Below are 17,623 nucleotides of genomic sequence, written 5' to 3'. Positions count from 1 at the left end.
GAGTCGAATTCTCGAACCGCTGAACTGCAAGCGGCGGACCTGCAAGTAGACCCTGTTTCCCACAACAGATTCGCCCTTTTCCTGCCAACAGAACCGTAAGCAGACGTTTCTTCACGCAGATTTCCGACGATGGCAAAATGCTGGACGCCTCCTGCCGTGCCTGCCTAGACTGGGCCGTCCGTTACAGGCCGTCGCGGCCATCCGGGTCTGACGCCAAGGAACAGCAATGAATCGAAATGAACTGCGCAAGGCCGACATCAACCTGATGGTGGTATTCGAAACATTGATGCAGGAGCGTAACGTCACCCGCGCAGCCGAAAAACTGTTTCTCGGCCAACCCACGATAAGCGCCGCACTGAATCGCCTGCGCAGCCTGCTCAATGACCCGTTGTTCATCCGCGTAGGGCATCGTATGGAGCCGACCGCGCGTGCCCATGAAATTCTCAAGCACCTGACGCCAGCGCTGGACGCCATGTCTACCGCGCTGAGCCTGACCACCGATTTCGATCCCTCGGTCAGCAAGATGACTTTTCGCATCGGCCTGACCGACGACGTCGAATTCGGCCTATTTCCCGCCATGCTCAAGGCCATCCGCGAGGAGGCGCCTGGCGTGGTGATCGTGGTCAAGCACGTCGATTACCTGAATATCTCCGAAGTGCTGATGTCCGGAGACATCACCGTCGGCGTCTGCCTGACCCGTGAGCTGCCGGCCAATGCCAAACGCAAGACGCTGCGCAACGTGCAGCCACGGCTGGTACGCGCCGACAAACCGCGCGGCCCAATGAGCATCGACGAATATTGTTCACGACCTCATGTGGTGGTGTCGCACGTGGCCAGCATCAGCAGCTTTGCCGATGAGTGGCTGACCGCACTGGGTCGCAAGCGTCAGGTCGTGCTGTCAGTGCCGCAGTTCGCCACCCTGCCCGCACTGATGGCTGGCACCGACATGATTTCGGGCCTGTCCGACTACGCGGCCAAGGCCATGAGCGCATTGGGTTTGCTGTATGACGAGCCACTGCCCTTCCCCACGCCGGGGCTGGACCTGTCGATGACATGGCTGAGTGTGATGGACAGCGACCCTGCCGAGCGTTGGCTGCGCAGCAGAATCGAGGAATTCATGGGCGAGCGCCAGGAAGCGCCCGCCCTGGCCGGATGATCAGCCGAAACGACCGGTGATGTAATCTTCGGTCTGGGTCTTGGAGGGCTTGGTGAAGATGGTATCGGTGTCGCCGTGCTCGATCAGTTCACCCATGAACATGAAGGCGGTGTAGTCGGAGCAACGCGCCGCCTGCTGCATGTTGTGGGTCACGATGATCACGGTGAACTGCTCCTTGAGTTCAGTGATCAGCTGTTCGATACGCCCGGTCGAAATCGGGTCAAGTGCCGAAGTGGGCTCATCGAGCAGCAACACCTGAGGGCGCAGCGCGATGGTGCGGGCGATGCACAGACGCTGCTGCTGACCACCGGACAGACCGGTTGCGCTCTGCTTGAGCTTGTCCTTGACCTCATCCCACAACGCCGCGCCACGCAGTGCCTGCTCGACGCGATCTTCCATTTCCCGACGCGACAGCTTTTCGTGGTGCTTGATGGCATAGGAAATGTTGTCGTAGATCGACATCGGAAACGGCACCGGCTTCTGGAACACCATGCCCACATGACTGCGCAGGCGGTTCATCGAGTAGCCAGGCGCCAGGATGTTTTCGCCATTGAGCAGCACTTCGCCGCGCGCTTCCTGTTTCGGGTACATCGCGTAGATACGGTTGAAAACGCGCAGCAGGGTCGATTTACCGCAGCCCGACGGGCCGATGATCGCAGTGATGCGCTTCTCGGGGATGGTCATGTCGATGGACTTCAACGACTTCTGGTTGTTGTAGAAAAACTCCAGACCGCGCACTTGGATCTTGGTCTTTTCGTTGGCCAGGGAAAGGTTGTTCATCAGGACGCCCTATTGCGCAGAAGAATTAAGCGAGACAGCAGACTCAGTATCAGTACGAACAACGTCATGACCAGCGCACCGGCCCATGCCAGGGAGTGCCAGTCATCGAACGGGCTCATGGCGTACTGGAAAACCACCACCGGAACACTGGCGATTGGTTTGAGCAGATCACTGCTCCAGAACTGGTTGCCGAAAGCGGTGAACAGCAGCGGCGCGGTTTCGCCGGTGATACGTGCCAATGCCAGCAATACGCCGGTAACCACACCCGCCTTGGCCGCACGCAGAACGATTTGCAGGGTCAGCTTCCATTGCGGCACACCCAACGCCAGCGCGGCTTCACGCATGGTCGAGGGTTGCAGTTGCATCATTTCGTCAGTGGTACGCACCACCACCGGGATTACCAGCAATGCCAGAGCCAGCGCCCCGGCAATCGCCGAAAAGCCCACCTGATGGCCTGTCACTGCGTTGAGCGGCAGTACCACAACGGTATAAACGAACAGGCCGAGCACGATGGAAGGTGCCGAAAGCAGGATGTCGTTGATGAAGCGTACTGCGTTACCCAGCTTGGTGTAGCGGGCAAACTCGGCTAACCAGATACCGGCCATCAAGCCGATTGGCGTACCGATCAACAGGCCTATGCCCGACATCAGCACGCTGCCGTAGAACGCGTTGGCCAGGCCACCCTCGGTGCCAGGTGGCGGGGTCATGCCGGTGAACAACTGCAGGTTGAGCGCGTCGATACCCTTGATGATGGTGGTCAGCAGAATCCACACCAGCCACAGCAGGCCGAAGGCAGTGGCACCACAGCTGAGCACCATCGCAATCTTGTTCTTGATGCTGCGAACCCGATACAGGCTCTCGCTGCCTGTCACATCCTTACTCATAACCCCTCCTTACGCGAAAGGCGCGACAGCATCAGACGTGCAAGGGCCAGCACGATGAAGGTGACCACAAACAACAGGAAGCCAAGGGCGATCAGTGCCGAACGGTGCAAGTCGGTATAGGCCTCGTTGAACTCGTTGGCGATCACCGAAGCAATGGAACTGCTCGGCATCATCAGCGATGCAGAGAACTGATGGGCGTTGCCCAGTACAAAGGTTACCGCCATGGTTTCGCCCAGCGCGCGTCCCAACCCGAGGAACACACCACCGACCACTGCCGAACGGGTGTAAGGCAGCACGATGTCCCAGACCACTTCCCAGGTCGTGCCGCCCAGTGCGTAGGCCGACTCTTTGAGGGCCACGGGCACGGTACGAAAGACTTCCTGCATCACAGAGGTAATGAACGGCGTGATCATGATTGCCAATACGATACCGGCGGTCAGCATGCCGATACCCAGCGGCGGGCCCTGAAACATCGGACCGATCAGCGGCAGTGCGCCGAGGTTTTCGGTGATCCAGGGTGACAGGTGTTCAGCCATGAACGGGCCAAAGACAAACAGCCCCCACATGCCGTAGATGATCGAAGGGATACCGGCCAACAGCTCGATGGCCGAGGCAATCGGCATGCGCAACCATGGCGGAGCCACTTCGGTCAGAAAGATTGCAATGCCAAAACTCACCGGTACGGCGATCAGCAAAGCCAGAAAAGAGGTAACCAGAGTGCCGTAGATCGGAACCAGTGCGCCGAACTTGCCGGCGTTTACGTCCCACTCGGTGCTGGTCAGAAAGCCAAACCCGAAAGTCTGGAATGCCAGACTGCCGCCCCACAGGGTCGACAAGGCAATACAACCCAGCAAAGCAAGCACCAGCATCGCTGCAGCCTGCAATGAACGCTTGAACCACAGGTCATGACGATGATCCCGTTTGGCGCGCTTCTCGCCCTCGGACTCACCAGCGGAGACGTTAGCGGACAGGTATTGGGTGTTTTCAGTCATGTTGAGGCCACTCGCAAGGAAAAGCCCCTGTCACCGAGCCGATATCGCGGCTGATGACAGGGGTGGTACGGGTTGAATCACTTACTTGGTGAATTCCGTTTTCCAGTAGCTTTCCACGCGATCAACCAGCGATTTAGGCAATGCTACGTATTCCAGTTTCTCGGCCTGCTGCTGGCCGTTTTCCAGGGACCACTTGAAGAAGTCGAAAGCCGCGGTGCTTTTCTCTTCGTTCTTGGCTTTCTTGTACATGATGATCCAGGTGGTCGCGGTGATCGGCCATGCAGCCTCACCCGGCGCGTTGGTCATGATCAGGTTGAAGTCTTTGGCGCTTGCCCAGTCGGCGGTGTCAGCAGCTGCTGCGAAAGCCTTGGCGTCTGGTTTGATAAATTTGCCAGCCGCGTTTTTCAGCTGAGTGTAGGACAGCTTGTTGGTGGTCGCGTAGGAGTATTCGACGTAGCCGATCGAACCCTTGATCTGCTTCACGTAGGCCGAAACACCTTCGTTACCCTTGCCGCCCACGCCTGCTGGCCACTGTACGGTCGAACCGAACTTCAGCTTCTCGTTCCACTCTGGGCTGACTTTGCTCAGGTAGTTGGTGAAGTTGTACGTGGTGCCCGAACCGTCCGAACGGTGAACGACGGTGATGGCGGTATCAGGCAGTTTGACGCCCGAGTTCAGCGCAGTGATTGCCGGGTCGTTCCACTTCTTGATCTCGCCCATGAAGATCTTGGCGATGGTTGGACCGTCCAGCTTCAGCTCGCCACTTTCGACGCCTTCGACGTTGACGATCGGCACGATACCGCCGATCACGCTCGGGAACTGACCCAGACCGCCGGCCTGCAGGTCTTCTGCGGACATCGGAGCATCGGATGCACCGAAGTCAACGGTCGCAGCCTTGATCTGGGCAATACCACCACCCGAACCGATGGACTGATAGTTGATACGGTTATCCTTGCTCTTGCTGTAGTCCTGGGACCACGCCGAAATAACCGGGTAGACGAAACTCGAACCAGCGCCTGTTACATCAGTCGCGTGAGCCACACCGCTAAGGCACAGCGATGCGATCAGAAGCGACAAGCGTTTTTTAGTCAGCAGAATCACGGTAATACCTCAGTCCAGGAGATTGTGTGGTGGTCCACTTAAGGAGGCCCGAGGCTGATTTAAAACCTCAAATGTTGCTGTTTAATGACAATCCAACGAATCGTGTCCGGAGGGGAACTTTTTTGTAAGTGATTTCCTACGTCACTGGCGATGAAAACCCCTTTAAAAGCCAATGTTTACGGGCTATTCACGCTCCATCAAGCCAAATAGCGTTCTGCCACCACTCATCAGATAGCGAAATGCCACCTGCGTTATAAAAATGTAAGAAAGTGTGATTTTAAGAATCGTTGTAAATGACCGAGCGGTCACGTTATAGCTAAATCAACTTAAAACTCCGCTGTCGACGGTATTCAGGGGTGCATGGATGACCGAAAAAAGCGCGCGATCACTCTCAAGGTGGATAGCAACGGCGTAAGGCTTGATGCATGGAAGATATCTACCGTTCGTCGGGTTCGACGGCACCTATGGCCACTGGCCAATGACCAACGTGAGTACTTTAAAACAACGGAGTAAGCACCATGATCAAGACAAAACTGACTGCCCTGACTCTTGCTGGCCTGATGGCTGTAGCTTCGGGTGCCGCCTTTGCCGAGTCGACCACTACCCCTGAAACCCCGATCAACAAGAATGCGACCAAGCTGCCGGGCACCAATACCCAGCCGATGGACCGCACCTCGTCCGAGACCCCAGGCGCGCAGACTGAAAGCAAGGAAGCGGCAGCCGAGCGTTCGATGAAGCACGACAAGACGACACACGGCACGCACGACAAGAGCACCCCCACTGAAAAGACCAAGACTCAGTAATCAGGCGTCTTACGCGGGCAGGACCATGCCCTGCCCGCAGGTCCACCCTTCTAGCGGCACCGTTTCAGTCCCTGTACTTACGGAGGTTGCATCATGATCAGGAATAGATTGGGGGCCATAAGCCTCGCAGCATTTTTGGCCCTCTCGGGCACCAGCTCATTTGCCGGGTCGACCGGCCCGACCAACCCGGTAGGCGACAGCCCTAGGGTCCCAGGCACCGGTACGGAAAAGAACGTCGATGGAACCAGCCCCGGCGCACCAGGCACAAGCCCCGGTACCAAAGGCATGGATCCCTTGCCCGGAAACAACGGCAGTGCGGATGACAAGCCTCATGACTCGAAACACCCGCATGATGCAGATCACCAGGACAGTCAGGACGGGCACAAGGCCCCTTGATGGTCTGACAGGTCGCTACTGACACAAGCACTGTCGTCAGTTGCCCATTGCACGTAACACACCTCCACCGGCATGCCATGCTCGGCACAGAAGTCCAGCCAGCGCAGTTGGTTGTCCTGGAGGCGGTCACCCGGCCCCTTGACCTCGATCATTCGATAACGACGCTGTTCCGGAAAGAACTGGATCAGGTCGGGCATCCCTGTCCGGTTGGCTTTTATGTCCTGCAACAGGCGACGAAACCAGCGAAGCAAGTGCGCTGCCGGCAGGCAATAGAGCGCCTGCTCCAGAAGCTCCGGTGTCAGCGCTCCCCAGAATACGAAGGGTGATTGCAGGCCGTATTTGCTTTCAAAATGCTCACGAATGGTCGCCAGGTATTCACCTGACTCCAGTTGCGTCAGGCACGCATCGAACAATGCCACCCTGCGCTGATAGAAATCCGGGCTGTACAGGTCGCTGGGCGCACTGTGAAACGGGTGAAAGAATGCGCCCGGCAAGGGCGCGAAAATGGCCTTCCAGCACAGCAGACCGAACAGGGAATTGACCAGCGCATTCTCGACGTAGTGCACTTCCCCTCCCTGCTCTTGTTCAAGGTGCTGGCGTATCAGACGCTCGACACTTATTCCCGATACTGGCGTGATCTGAACGTCCAGCCGCGCAATGGCCTGCACGTTGCGCTTGCGCGCGCCCGTCAGGCCGAGCTTGCGTTGCAGCCGCGGCAGGACGCGTGACAGGTGCTGGACCTCGGCATCATTTTCAGGAGCGAGACGGGCCTGTTCCGCCAGCGTCAGCGCCGCTGTGTACTCGGCATTGCGTTCCAGCACCCGAATCTGTCGCGAACGCGCACCGGGATAGCTGGACTGACGGTACACCGCCATCGCCAGAGGCCAGTCCTGCATGCGCTCAGCCTGTTGCCCGAGGCGAAACAGCAGTTTGGCGCGACGCATATTCAACCAGGCATTACCGCACTGGACCGCGATGACCCGCTCGGCCAGCGCATGCAGCTCGACGCAGGTTTCCAGCGCCTCTCGACAGGCATGCAATTGCAGGCACACATCGATGTCAGCGCGCTGATTGATGACGCGCGACTGCACCGAAAACTCGACCTTTTCGTAGCGGTAGATGCCCAGATCAGCCAGCACGAACTCCGACCACTCCTGATACAGATTGCCGAAGTACAACAATCGCAGGCGGTCACAGAGCGGCATGATATTCAGGCCAAATACGGCGTCAGACAACGTTGGGTGCCATTGCTCAAGTGCCTGCGGCGCTTCATACAACGGCTGCAAGCGCTCCAGCCATGCCTGCTTGCGCTCTGGCCCCTTGACCGCATGGGCTTTGAAGCACTGGGTCAGTTCGTCCCGGCGCAGCAACTGGAACAGTTCGCTCAAACCCAGTGGCGGGCTGGTGGCGACCCAACCCCGCTCCAGCAGCGGCTGCACCGCCTCATGGGGATCGCCGATCTCGACGTAACTCAGTTTGCTGGCCCGAAACAACACGCCCTTGCGCATCACCATGCGCACCAACAGGCCTTGGGCACACACGGGCACCTCGGCAAACTCGCTGATGAAGCGGCGCTCGGATGCGTCGAGCAGGTCGTCGTAGCGCCGGGCAATCCAGGCGAGGACCTGCCGGAAGTTTTCCAGGTAATAAAACGGATTGTCGAGCGGTGCAGTATTCAAGGCCAACGTTCACATGACGAATGAGCAGACTGGGCAAGGATACTGGTTATCCGTACAGATTCCAGCGCAAACACCTGCTAAGCGCCGGTCGGCCGATCAATGGCATGTATCGCGGCCAGATAGTCGGCCTTAGAATCAGCCGGATAACATCTGCAGTCGAGAGCCGGATATGCAAGCGCCACTGATTTATCTCGCAGGCTTCGACGTGTTCCGGCCCGACGCCGTTGAGTACGGACGCTACCTCAAGGCGTTGTGTTCGGCACACGGGCTTGAAGGCTTGTACCCTTTTGACAATGAAGTAACGCTCGGGCGCACGCCGCATGAAACTGCACAGCAGATTTACTCGATGAATGTCGCGATGATTCACCGCTGCGCTGCCGTGCTGGTCAACCTGAATGTGTTTCGCGGTCTGGAGCCGGATTCGGGCAGCGCATTTGAAGTCGGTATGGCGGTGGCATTGAACAAGCCCGTTTGGGCGTACTTTGAGCCGGTGACCTCGTTGCGCGAACTGGTTCCTCATGATGAACACGGGCTTGACCGCGACGGCTTCATGGTTGAGGACTTCGACTTGCCCCGCAACCTGATGCTCGCCTGTAGCTGGGCGGGACCAGCTCTACCGTGGAGCTGGGTGCCGAGGCACTGGCAAGGTACCTGAGTGGCTTTAAGGTCATGCCAGGCGAGTAGCTGAACGCACGCGCTCACCCCCACCCCAGAAAGTCCCCGCCGTTGTCACGCAGCATCTGCAACATGCCCTCTGCCGCTGGCGACAGGTAGCCGCCCTTGCGCAGGGTCACGCCGATGGTGCGTTTGAGAGTGGTCTGTTCCAATGGCACTTCACGCAGGTGCTGCATGGTCTTGCCAAACTCCAGCGACTCGCGGGCGATGAAGCTCAGCAGGTTGCTTTGAGCAATCAAGCCTGGCAACAGGGAGATCGAGTTCGCCTCGATCTGCACTGTCGGCAGAGGCAGGCCGTTGGCAGCAAAGGTTGCGTCCAGCCACTTGCGTGATGAAACACTGACCGGCGGCAGTACCCAGCGATACGCGCAGAGGTCACTCATCTTCAATGAGGTCTTGAAGATCGGGTGTTTTTTGCTGGCGACCACCACGGCTTCGTCCCTGAGTATGACAAAGCTGGTGACGTCTTCGCTGTCGGGTGCCAGTGCGCAGATGATCATGTCCAGTTGCCCTGAACGCAGCGACTCGCGCAAAAGGTCATCCTGGCCTATCACCAGCTTGAAGGTGACATCCGGCGTACGCTGCAATAAGGCCGAGGTCAGTTTCGGCATCAGGTATTCCGCCATCGTCGCGGCGCAGCCGACGCGAATGTTGCCCACCATGCCACTGGCGAAATCCCGTACCTCCCGTTGGGTTTGGGCGATGCTCTGCTGCAGTTCCTTGCCGCGTGCCTGCAACAGCTCCCCCACCGGGGTCAGCTTGATACGTCGACCGTCACGCTGAAACAACCGCGTTCCGAATGATTCCTCCAGCCGCTGAATGCTTTTTGTCAGCGCGGGCTGACTGCGATTGAGCTTTTCCGCAGCCCGCCCGAGATGGCCCAGCTCGGCAATGGTTTCAAAATAAGTCAGATCGCGCAGGTCCATATCTATCAACCAAAGTTATCAATTCATGATTATTAGAAAATAGACTTGATCGGTTGCCAAGTCGATACTGTTTGCATGTGATCCACCCGATTCAAGGAGAACGTCCTTGTCACACGCTTCACGCTTTTCGCTTTCCACCCTTGCCCCGCTGACTCAATGGACGGGCCTGATCCTGATGGCCGGTGCTGCCGGTCAGTTGCTCAAACTGTTCAACATGCCTGCCGCGATGTTCCTCGGCCCCATGCTGGTTGCTATCTGCTTTGGTGTGTCGGGTGCCACTATCCGCATGCCCAAGCGGGCGTTTCAGCTCGGCCAGGGCACGGTTGGTGTGCTGATTGCGCATGCGATGTCAGTCAGCGTATTGCTCACGGCGCTACAGTCCTGGCATGTCATGCTGCTGGCCACGATCCTGACCGTGGTGCTGAGCGCGGCGGTGGGTCTGGTACTGGTGCGCTTTGGCGGAATCCCGAGTAACACTGCCGCCTGGGGCACGTCGCCCGGCGCTGCTTCGGCGATGGTCGCCATGTCCGAGGATTACGGCGCAGACTCGCGGGTCGTTGCCACCATGCAATATGTGCGCGTGGTCTGCGTAGTCACCATCGGCGCGCTGGTCAGCCATTTCATCGGCGCACCGGATTCCGGCGCTGACCTGCACAGCACCGCAGCCGCCTTACCCAGTCTGAACCTGATCGACCTCGCCCTGAGCCTGGCAGTGATCGTAACGGGTGTAGCACTGGGCTCACGCTTGCCAGCGGGTGCCTTGCTGGTGCCGTTGATGCTGGGCGGCACGCTGCAACTGAGCGGCGTCATGCAGATCAGCATTCCTGACTGGCTGCTGCCAATCGGCTATGGCGCTATCGGCTGTTATGTAGGGCTGCGTTTCGACCGGCCGACAGTGCAATACGTGTGGCGGCGACTGCCGATGATGATTCTGGCCTCACTGCTGCTGATCGTATTGTGTGCGCTGTCGGCCTGGCTGATTGCAGCGATGATGGGCAAGGATTATCTCTCGGTGTACCTGGCAACCAGCCCGGGCGGCCTGGACACCATGGCCATTATTGCCATCGATACTCATGCCGATGTCGGCTTCGTGCTGGCCATGCAGACCCTGCGCCTGTTCGGAGTGATCCTGACCGGCAGCTTCCTGGCCCGGCAGATTATCCGCCTGAGCGACAAACGCATCCCTGCGCTCTGATTGCCGATGCCAGGCTCAGCCGTTCACTCATGCCACGCCAGAGCACTGGCCAGGCTGGGTGCCAGCGGCAACACCGGCAACAGCGTGGCCTGATAGGCGTGATAAAGGTCCGGCTTGCCCGGCCAGATATCAGCACTTGGTTCGTTGCGCTCGTTCAGCTCATGGCGCCAGCTGCCATGCTCATGATCGATGAACAGGGTCTCGTTGAACTCCCAGAAGCAGCGATACCAGTCTTCATACTGTTGCTCGCCGGTACGTTGCAGCAACGCGGCGGCAGCAGCGGCCGCTTCGCAGTGGGTCCAGTGCAGACGATGACGGACCACTGGCTGGTTCTGCCAGTCGAGGGTATAGACGATACCCGGCGCACCGTCGACATCCCAGCCGTAGCGGCAGGCATTGGCAAACAGCTGGCGGGCGTCATCCAGTAACCATTCCGGATTTGAACGCCCGGCGTGACGGCGCGCAGCCTCCAGATGCAGCACCAGCCGTGCCCACTCGAAGGCATGCCCCGGCGTGGTGCCGAACGGCCGGAAGCCGTCGGCCGGGTTTTCGCGGTTGTAATCGGGCAGCGGTTGCCAGTTTTGTGTGAAGTGCTCGATGACCTGAAAATTGTTGGCCCCGGCATGTTGATGGATCACCCGCTCGACAATGCTCAGCGCCCGATCGAGCCATTGAGCATCGCCAGTCACGTCGGCCAGCGCGAGGAAGGCTTCCGTGCTGTGCATGTTGCTGTTGGCGCCGCGATAGGCTTCTTCGTTGCTCCAGTCCTGCGCGAACGACTCACGCATGGCACCTTCCTGCTCGCTCCAGAAACGGGTCTGGATGACTTGGATGGCTTCGGACAGCAATGCCTGCGCGCCAGGCCGCCCCGCTACCACGGCAGAACTGGCCGCCAGTGCGACAAAAGCATGCAGATACGCCTGTTTGTCGGTTTTGCCGCCGTCTTCGAGCGCGGTACTGAACCAGCCATCGTGTTCGGCATCGCGCAACGGGCCACGCAATGCGGCGATGCCATGGTCGACCAGTACAGCACAGCCGGGTATGCCTTGCGCATGGGCCATGGCAAAACAGTGGGTCATACGTGCGGTATTCATGGTTTCGGCCGTGGCGCCGACCATCAGACGGCCGTAGTCATCAAGACTGCCAAAACCGTTGTCGAGCCGGGAAGCCTTGGCGAAGGTCAACAGACGGCTGCCTTCCAGTGCCAGCCATTGGTGATGGGCTGGCGAGCGCAGCCAACTGCTGAAGGTGTGATTATCATTATCCATGACGCGATGCCGCCCCCTTCGATAAGGTTGTGCCCAGACTGTACCGGAGGTCATTTCGACCGAGGGCATAATGCGCGCCCGGTCGATCGTCGGCAAGCAGACACAACCTGTATCAATGTAGGGTTTTACACCTTGAAGCGTGAGACCACCTGATTCAGGTCAGCGGCAAGGCGCGACAATTCATGGCTCGACGCACTGATCTGGTTGGCACCCTGAGTCGATTGCATGGACAGATCGCGAATGTTGACGATGTTGCGGTCGACTTCGCGCGACACTTGCGCCTGTTCTTCCGCAGCGCTGGCGATTACCAGATTACGCTCGGATATCTGATTAATCGACGACGTGATTTCACTCAACGACTCGCCCGCGCCCTTGGCCAGCGCCAAGGTCGAATCGGCCCGGTCGCGGCTGGTGTTCATCGAGTCGAGCGCCTGCGCAGAACCGCTGCGCATGGCATTGACCATCGAGTCGATTTCCAGCGTCGACTGCTGGGTGCGATGCGCCAACGCACGAACTTCATCCGCCACTACCGCGAAACCACGGCCCGACTCGCCCGCACGCGCCGCTTCGATGGCCGCGTTGAGCGCCAGCAGGTTGGTCTGTTCGGCAATCGAGCGGATCACGTCCAGCACCTTGCCGATATCCTGAGACTGATTGGCGAGGTTTTGCACCAGTGTCGAGGTGGCCTGCACGTTGTCGGTCAGTGTCTGGATCGACTGCACCGTCTCGATCACCCGCGTCTGGCCTGCCAGTGCCGAGGTGCTGGACTGGGTGGAGGCGTCCGACGTGGACACTGCGTTACGCGCAACTTCTTCTACCGCCGAGGTCATTTCGTTGATCGCCGTGGCGGCCTGATCGATCTCTGCATTCTGCTGGTTCAATCCGCGATAGCTGTCCTCGGTGACCGAGTTGAGTTCGGTGGCCGCCGACGCCAGCTGGGTAGCCGAGCTGCCGATGTGGCGCATGGCTTCACGCAGATTGACCTGCATCATTGCCAAGGCACGCAGCAATCGGGTGACTTCGTCTTCGCCGTCGACCTCGATGGTATGGGTCAGGTCGCCGTTGGCAACCTGCTCGGCAGCAGTCACGGCACGTTGCAACGGGCCCACGATGCTGCGCGTCAGCCAGAGCGCCAGACCGATGGTGCACAATGCAGCGAGAACGACAAAGACAATGACGATGTCACGCGATTTGTCATATTGGGCTTCGGCCGACTTGCCTTCGGCATCGACCTTGGTGACATAGAAATCAGCCAGATCATTGAGCTGCTTGCCGGAACCATCGACGATCTGTTTCATATCGACCAGCAGCAGCTTGTTCAGACCGGTGCTGTCGCCCTGCCCGGCGAGAACAAAAGAGCGATCCAGCGCGCTACGGTATTGGCCCATGGTGACCATGAACTGGTCAGTCAGGGTCGTCTCTTCAGGGGTGTCGACGAACGTCTTGAGGATGCCCAGCTTCTTGTCCAGATCACCCAGACGTACGTCCAGCTGCCCGCGATAGGTCGGAATGCTCGCAGGGTCGGTGTCCAGCGCCATGCGCAAGGAGATGGTCCGGATACGCAGCATGATTTCCCGGATATCGTTGACCACTCGCATGCTGGGCAGCCAGTTGGTCTCTACCGCCACTTCGCTCTGGCGAATGGTCGACATCTGTGCCAGCGCGAACCAGCCAAGTAAAGCCACCAACAGGGAAATCAGGGTAAAACCCAGACCGGCACGACGAGCGATTGTGAGTGTGCGTAGATTCATGACCAGTGCTCTTTTGTATTTGGAGGGCAGTATTTGGAGGGCAGTATCTGACGCGAAGTTGTCAGACAACCGAGAGCATATCGTCCCTGTCCGACACTTCTTTAGGATTGCCGGTGATCATTTAGGCTTTTTACTCGAAAGGCAGATCGACTACCCGGACCGAAGCTGTGCAAAGCGCTGCCCGGAGTGATGCCTTCAGCGTTTTGCCGCCATTTGCCAGAGCCGCGCCAGGTCACGCGCGCGCTCATGCAGCAGGCGACTGGTATCGCGACAGGCCTGTTCAAGGCTCATCGGCCCGCTGACCAGCGCGAAGGCCGCGCCAATACCGTGCGGGTAAAGCTGTTCGTAGCCTTCGCCCAGAGTTCCAGCCAGCACGATCACTGGCACTTGCTGGCGCTGCGCGACGCGTGCGACGCCAAGCGGCGTCTTGCCGCGCAAGGTCTGCGCATCAAAACGGCCTTCGCCGGTAATGACCAGGTCGGCCCCGGTCAACGCCTGCTCCAGCCCGGTCAGCTCGGCAACGACCTCAACGCCTGCGCGAAACGAGGCATTCAGATACGCCTTGGCAGCAAAGCCCATTCCGCCTGCCGCACCGCTGCCAGGGCTGTTGCGCAGGTCCAGCCCGAGGATCTGCGCCGAATGGTCCGCGAAACACCCAAGTGCGGCATCCAGCGCCACAACCTGCTCGGGCGATGCGCCTTTTTGCGGGCCGAAGATATGCGAGGCGCCATTCGGTCCGCACAATGGATTATCGACGTCAGCGGCAATCTCAACGTACACGTCAGACAAGCGCGGATCGAAGCCGCTCAGGTCGATACGGGCCAGATCGGCAAGCGCGAGACCGCCCGGTGGCAAGGGCTGATCGTCGGCATCGAGAAAGCGTGCGCCCAATGCCGAGAGCATGCCGCTGCCGCCGTCGTTGGTTGCGCTGCCACCGATGGCCAGAATCACGCGACGGGCCCCCGCATCCAGTGCCGCCGAGATCAACTGGCCCGTGCCTGCTGTGCTGGTCACACAGGCATCGCGCTGTGCCAGCGTCAGTAATTGCAAGCCGCTGGCCATGGCCATTTCAATGATTGCGGTTCTGCTCTCGGCCAGCCAGCCCCACTGAGCCTGGACCGGATCGCCCAGCGGACCGCTGACCCGGGCGCTCATCAGTTCACCATTGCAGGCCGCCAGCAGCGCTTCAATGGTGCCCTCCCCGCCATCTGCCATCGGGCATTTGATCAGTTGGGCATGCGGCCAGACCTCGGCCAGACCACTGGCGATGGCCTCGGCAACGGCCTGCGCGCTGAGGCTGTCCTTGAACGAGTCGGGGGCGATGACTATTTTCATTGTTGTTCTCCATATCCGATGCTCGCATGCTCTCATCCGCCACCTGGTTTTCCGCCAGCCCTTCGCACAATGATCGGCAGCCGTTATCGGGCATTTGAACAAAAACCGTGTTCAGTCGTGACGGGTGATCATCTGCGCGCCCAGATACAGACGCAGCAGGTCATCGGTCTTGTAAGGATCACAGCCCGTCAGCTCGCCGATCTTCTCCAGCCGGTAACGCAGGCTGTTGCGATGGATGCCCAGGGCTTCGGCGCAGGCCTGGCTTTCGCCGCTGTACTCGAACCATTTGCACAGGGTGTCAAGCAGTTGTACGTGGTTATGCAAACGGCCAATCGGCTCGGCGACGTCTTCGGCCAGCCAGTCGTGACGGTAGCGCCAGAACAGCACCTGCAAACGGTACGCCTCAAGACGCAGCAAGCGTTGCCCCGGCCGTGCCTGACTGGCGTAATCGAGCAGATCCCGCGCCGCCGCACAGGCATGACGCAAGGCGGGCAAGTCAGCAGACTGGGCCACGGTAGCCATGCGCAGCACCGGCCAGCTGTGCTCATCGAACTGCTTGAGCAGCAGCGCATCGTCACGCTCCTTGCCCGTCGCGCGGCACCAGTACAACAAGGTGGGCTCGCGCAGCACACACCAGCTGTCGGCGTAACGCGTGCCAAGCCAGGTTGCCACCTGGCTGGCAACCTGCCCTTGCTGGTCAAACTGGATCAGTATCACCTGACGCGCCACATGCGGCTGCAAACCGAGCTGGCGTGCTTCATCCACCAGGCTATCGGGGCAGTCCGGCAGCAGCAGGCGCGCCAGCAGGTCTTCGCTGCGCTGTACCCGCCATTGCAGGTCAGCCTGCTGACGGCGGTGCTCCATAAGCATCTCGGCGGTCATCTTCACCAACTCGCCGTACACCCGAACCTCGTCCGGCTCGCCGGTGATGCCGAGCACGCCCACCAACTGATGATCGAGCATCAGCGGCAGATTGACCCCCGGCTTGACGCCACCGAGCTGCAACGCCGCCAGCGAGTCGATTTCCACCACCTGCCGGTTGGCCAGCACCCGCTGCGCACCCTCATGACGGGTACACAAGCGCTCGGGGTCGCCGCTGCCGATAATGATGCCCAGATAGTCCATGACATTGACGTTGTACGGCAGAATGGCCATGGCCCGTTCGACGATGTCCTGGGCCAGCGCCCGATCAAGGGCGAACATGAAAAGCTCCAGACGCGTGGCGAGGCTTGCAATGGTTAGGCATATGGATACATTTTGTTGAAGTTATAGAACGCCCGAGTGTGCCTGAAAGTGGTCACCGGCGCGACGTACATGGCAGAGTGCCCGCGTCGACCTTTTGAACCTCCACACACGCGTGCACAGGTCCCCTTTTGATCAAATCCCGACTCGCCAGTCTGCTGTCGCTAGTGACCCTGCAAGCCTGCACGTCAATGGCAGAAAGCGAAGAGCCGAAACAGCGCTTTGAAGACTACCGTCAGCAGACCCTCGAGCTGATTCGCAACCAGCGTAACTTCCAGACCGCCGACCACCAAGCTGAACTGGACTGGAACGCGCCGCGCCAGTGGACCCCGAGCGGGACACCCAAGGGCGGCGTGCTGCTGGTGCACGGTCTGGGGGATTCGGCGTGGTCGTTTCATGACGTGGCACAGACGCTCGCTGCTCAGGGCTATCTAGTCCGAACCGTGCTGTTGCCGGGGCACGGCACCAAGCCCGAAGACATGCTCGACGTGCGCCTCGAACAGTGGCAGCACGTGGTACGCGAACAGGCGCAACTGCTCGGTCGTGAAGTGCCGAAGGTCTATCTCGGCGGCTTTTCCACCGGTGCCAATCTGGTACTCGATTACGCCTATGGGCACGACGAAATCGCCGGGCTGCTCTTGTTCTCGCCGGCATTTCGCTCCAACAGCGGCTATGCCTGGCTGACCCCGTGGATCGGCTGGGCACGCCCCTGGCTTGCCGCACCGAACCAAGGCCTGCGCCCAATGCAGACACCGGTTCGCTACATGAACATGCCCACCAATGGTTTTGCGCAGTTCTATCGCAGCAGTGCGCTGGCTCAGGACCGCCTGCATCAGCGGCGTTATGGCAAACCGGTATTCATCGCCATTGCCGAGCAAGACTCGGTACTCGACACTGATTACGTGCTGGATAATTTCAGCCAGCGTTTCAGCCATCCCGCCAGTCGCCTGATCTGGTACGGCGACCTGCCGGCCCGCGCTGCCAATACGCCGCGCGTCGAGATGCGCAAGGACTACCTGCCGGAATACCGCATCAGCCGCTTTTCACACATGGGCCTACTTTTTTCAGCGGACAATCCACTTTATGGCGTATCCGGTAGCCAGCGCATCTGCTGGAACGGCCAGAGCACGGCTGACACCGCCAGGTGCATGGCGGGCGAGCCAGTGTGGTATTCGGACTGGGGCTACACCGAGCCGGGCAAGATCCATGCGCGACTGACCTTCAACCCGTATTTCGAGTGGCAGACCGAGGTGATGCTCGGCGTGCTGAACGCAACACCCGAGTGATCAACCGCCGACCTTGTATTGTCGCTACCCCCCGGTGTCAGGGTAGTTGTCGTGTCCCCCGCTTTTTAAAAAGTATTCCGGGGGCGGCAAGAGTATGGTCATGCCTTTCTACTCAGAAGAACGTAAAGCTGCACTGCTGAAAATGATGCTGCCA

The 17,623-nt window shown here is 59.4% G+C and carries 15 protein-coding genes and 1 pseudogene; 6 read left to right on the top strand and 10 right to left on the bottom strand.

What is annotated here, in order from left to right; all coding sequences use genetic code 11:
* Positions 1 to 226 precede the first annotated feature (226 nt).
* Positions 227 to 1,156, top strand: a complete 930-nt coding sequence (locus RGM3321_RS06620; RefSeq protein WP_244392165.1) for a LysR family transcriptional regulator — start codon at positions 227 to 229, stop codon at positions 1,154 to 1,156.
* On the opposite strand, the gene pstB is transcribed toward RGM3321_RS06620, so the two are convergent.
* From pstB to pstS, 4 genes are all read right to left on the bottom strand, one after another.
* Positions 1,157 to 1,936 (bottom strand): phosphate ABC transporter ATP-binding protein PstB, encoded by a 780-nt coding sequence (gene pstB / locus RGM3321_RS06615; RefSeq protein WP_002553918.1) that lies wholly within the window; start codon positions 1,934 to 1,936, stop codon positions 1,157 to 1,159.
* Positions 1,936 to 2,820: a phosphate ABC transporter permease PstA gene (gene pstA, locus RGM3321_RS06610; protein ID WP_002553919.1), complete on the bottom strand. Its 885-nt coding sequence runs from the start codon at positions 2,818 to 2,820 to the stop codon at positions 1,936 to 1,938. Before pstA ends, pstB begins: the two co-directional genes overlap by 1 nt.
* Positions 2,817 to 3,812: a phosphate ABC transporter permease subunit PstC gene (pstC, locus tag RGM3321_RS06605; RefSeq protein WP_003371940.1), complete on the bottom strand. Its 996-nt coding sequence runs from the start codon at positions 3,810 to 3,812 to the stop codon at positions 2,817 to 2,819. The genes pstA and pstC overlap by 4 nt, the downstream gene beginning before the upstream one ends.
* Before the next feature lie 81 nt (positions 3,813 to 3,893).
* The gene (gene pstS, locus RGM3321_RS06600; RefSeq protein ID WP_244392163.1) at positions 3,894 to 4,913 is read right to left on the bottom strand and encodes a phosphate ABC transporter substrate-binding protein PstS; all 1,020 of its coding nucleotides are present in this window, start codon (positions 4,911 to 4,913) and stop codon (positions 3,894 to 3,896) included.
* Between the two features lie 518 nt (positions 4,914 to 5,431).
* Here pstS and RGM3321_RS06595 point away from each other — a divergent pair.
* Together RGM3321_RS06595 and RGM3321_RS06590 are read left to right on the top strand one after the other, a co-directional pair.
* Positions 5,432 to 5,716 carry a hypothetical protein gene (locus tag RGM3321_RS06595; RefSeq protein WP_244392161.1) on the top strand — a complete coding sequence of 95 codons (285 nt, stop codon included), beginning with the start codon at positions 5,432 to 5,434 and terminating at the stop codon, positions 5,714 to 5,716.
* Positions 5,717 to 5,809: 93 nt separating this feature from the next.
* Positions 5,810 to 6,112, top strand: coding sequence for a hypothetical protein (locus RGM3321_RS06590; RefSeq protein WP_244392160.1), 303 nt, complete (start codon positions 5,810 to 5,812; stop codon positions 6,110 to 6,112).
* Here RGM3321_RS06590 and RGM3321_RS06585 read toward each other — a convergent pair.
* Positions 6,088 to 7,791 carry a VRR-NUC domain-containing protein gene (locus tag RGM3321_RS06585; protein WP_244392158.1) on the bottom strand — a complete coding sequence of 568 codons (1,704 nt, stop codon included), beginning with the start codon at positions 7,789 to 7,791 and terminating at the stop codon, positions 6,088 to 6,090. The two genes, RGM3321_RS06590 and RGM3321_RS06585, sit on opposite strands and share 25 nt — an antisense overlap.
* Before the next feature lie 169 nt (positions 7,792 to 7,960).
* Between RGM3321_RS06585 and RGM3321_RS06580 the strand changes: the two are divergent.
* A pseudogene (locus tag RGM3321_RS06580) lies at positions 7,961 to 8,475 on the top strand (nucleoside 2-deoxyribosyltransferase).
* Positions 8,476 to 8,489: 14 nt separating this feature from the next.
* Here the strand turns inward: RGM3321_RS06580 and RGM3321_RS06575 are convergent.
* The gene (locus RGM3321_RS06575; protein WP_244392157.1) at positions 8,490 to 9,392 is read right to left on the bottom strand and encodes a LysR family transcriptional regulator; all 903 of its coding nucleotides are present in this window, start codon (positions 9,390 to 9,392) and stop codon (positions 8,490 to 8,492) included.
* A gap of 106 nt (positions 9,393 to 9,498) precedes the next feature.
* Here RGM3321_RS06575 and RGM3321_RS06570 point away from each other — a divergent pair, with 106 nt between their 5' ends.
* A complete protein-coding gene (locus RGM3321_RS06570) occupies positions 9,499 to 10,587 on the top strand; it encodes an AbrB family transcriptional regulator (protein ID WP_244392156.1) in 1,089 nt (362 codons plus the stop codon).
* Between the two features lie 23 nt (positions 10,588 to 10,610).
* Here the strand turns inward: RGM3321_RS06570 and RGM3321_RS06565 are convergent, their stop codons facing one another.
* The 4 genes from RGM3321_RS06565 to RGM3321_RS06550 form a co-directional block, all read right to left on the bottom strand.
* Positions 10,611 to 11,855: an AGE family epimerase/isomerase gene (locus RGM3321_RS06565; protein ID WP_244392154.1), complete on the bottom strand. Its 1,245-nt coding sequence runs from the start codon at positions 11,853 to 11,855 to the stop codon at positions 10,611 to 10,613.
* A 125-nt stretch (positions 11,856 to 11,980) separates the two neighbouring features.
* Entirely contained in the window at positions 11,981 to 13,606 is a 1,626-nt protein-coding gene (locus tag RGM3321_RS06560; protein ID WP_058407774.1) for a methyl-accepting chemotaxis protein, read from the bottom strand.
* A 195-nt stretch (positions 13,607 to 13,801) separates the two neighbouring features.
* A complete protein-coding gene (locus tag RGM3321_RS06555; RefSeq protein ID WP_244392152.1) occupies positions 13,802 to 14,941 on the bottom strand; it encodes a glycerate kinase in 1,140 nt (379 codons plus the stop codon).
* A 111-nt stretch (positions 14,942 to 15,052) separates the two neighbouring features.
* Complete coding sequence (locus RGM3321_RS06550) at positions 15,053 to 16,144, bottom strand: sugar diacid recognition domain-containing protein (protein WP_244392150.1); 1,092 nt, start codon at positions 16,142 to 16,144, stop codon at positions 15,053 to 15,055.
* Between the two features lie 230 nt (positions 16,145 to 16,374).
* Here RGM3321_RS06550 and RGM3321_RS06545 point away from each other — a divergent pair, with 230 nt between their 5' ends.
* Complete coding sequence (locus RGM3321_RS06545) at positions 16,375 to 17,469, top strand: alpha/beta fold hydrolase (RefSeq protein ID WP_244392259.1); 1,095 nt, start codon at positions 16,375 to 16,377, stop codon at positions 17,467 to 17,469.
* The last annotated feature ends 154 nt before the right edge of the window (positions 17,470 to 17,623 follow it).

The sequence above is a fragment of the Pseudomonas sp. RGM 3321 genome (assembly GCF_022836805.1).
Taxonomy (GTDB): Bacteria; Pseudomonadota; Gammaproteobacteria; order Pseudomonadales; family Pseudomonadaceae; genus Aquipseudomonas.
The sequence above is the reverse complement of the archived record's forward strand: the minus strand, read 5'-3'. Positions and strand labels throughout refer to the sequence as shown.

Coding starts and splice junctions, on each gene's coding strand:
- RGM3321_RS06620 (WP_244392165.1), top strand. CDS start 227: ATGAATCGAAATGAACTGCGCAAGGCCGACATCAACCTGATGGTGGTA.
- pstB (WP_002553918.1), bottom strand. CDS start 1,936: ATGAACAACCTTTCCCTGGCCAACGAAAAGACCAAGATCCAAGTGCGC.
- pstA (WP_002553919.1), bottom strand. CDS start 2,820: ATGAGTAAGGATGTGACAGGCAGCGAGAGCCTGTATCGGGTTCGCAGC.
- pstC (WP_003371940.1), bottom strand. CDS start 3,812: ATGACTGAAAACACCCAATACCTGTCCGCTAACGTCTCCGCTGGTGAG.
- RGM3321_RS06595 (WP_244392161.1), top strand. CDS start 5,432: ATGATCAAGACAAAACTGACTGCCCTGACTCTTGCTGGCCTGATGGCT.
- RGM3321_RS06590 (WP_244392160.1), top strand. CDS start 5,810: ATGATCAGGAATAGATTGGGGGCCATAAGCCTCGCAGCATTTTTGGCC.
- RGM3321_RS06575 (WP_244392157.1), bottom strand. CDS start 9,392: ATGGACCTGCGCGATCTGACTTATTTTGAAACCATTGCCGAGCTGGGC.
- RGM3321_RS06565 (WP_244392154.1), bottom strand. CDS start 11,855: ATGGATAATGATAATCACACCTTCAGCAGTTGGCTGCGCTCGCCAGCC.
- RGM3321_RS06560 (WP_058407774.1), bottom strand. CDS start 13,606: ATGAATCTACGCACACTCACAATCGCTCGTCGTGCCGGTCTGGGTTTT.
- RGM3321_RS06555 (WP_244392152.1), bottom strand. CDS start 14,941: ATGAAAATAGTCATCGCCCCCGACTCGTTCAAGGACAGCCTCAGCGCG.
- RGM3321_RS06550 (WP_244392150.1), bottom strand. CDS start 16,144: ATGTTCGCCCTTGATCGGGCGCTGGCCCAGGACATCGTCGAACGGGCC.
- RGM3321_RS06545 (WP_244392259.1), top strand. CDS start 16,375: ATGGCAGAAAGCGAAGAGCCGAAACAGCGCTTTGAAGACTACCGTCAG.